The organism is Micrococcus sp. KRD070 (assembly GCF_017168435.1).
Lineage (GTDB): Bacteria > Actinomycetota > Actinomycetes > Actinomycetales > Micrococcaceae > Micrococcus > Micrococcus luteus.
The window spans coordinates 31925-32233 of the sequence record NZ_JABFNH010000018.1; the positions used below are offsets into that span (position 1 = coordinate 31925).

At 73.5% G+C, this 309-nt stretch carries 1 protein-coding gene; it reads left to right on the forward strand.

Translation table 11 applies throughout. The features are described from left to right. Positions 1-106 precede the first annotated feature (106 nt). The coding region (locus J1M38_RS12020) for a rhodanese-like domain-containing protein (RefSeq protein ID WP_241246527.1) at positions 107-309 on the forward strand (203 nt) is incomplete at its 3' end.

The window sequence follows — 309 nt, forward strand, 5'->3', positions numbered from 1 at the left end:
GGTGCGGCGTCGGAGGTCTGCATGCGGCCGAGCCTAACGGGCGTGGGCCGGGTCATGGACGGCGGGGCCTTCCTGGGACGTCCGGGCGGGTGGCTACGCTGAAGCCATGAGCGCCTTCGAGACCGTCGATGTGAACGAGATCCCCGCCGATGCGGCCATCCTGGACGTCCGCGAGGACGACGAGTGGGCCCTGGGCCGCGCCGCCGGCGCCCAGCACATCCCGCTGGGCCAGCTGCCGGACCGGCTCGAGGAGCTGGACCCGGACACGGACTACTACCTGATCTGCCGCACCGGCGGCCGCTCCGCCCG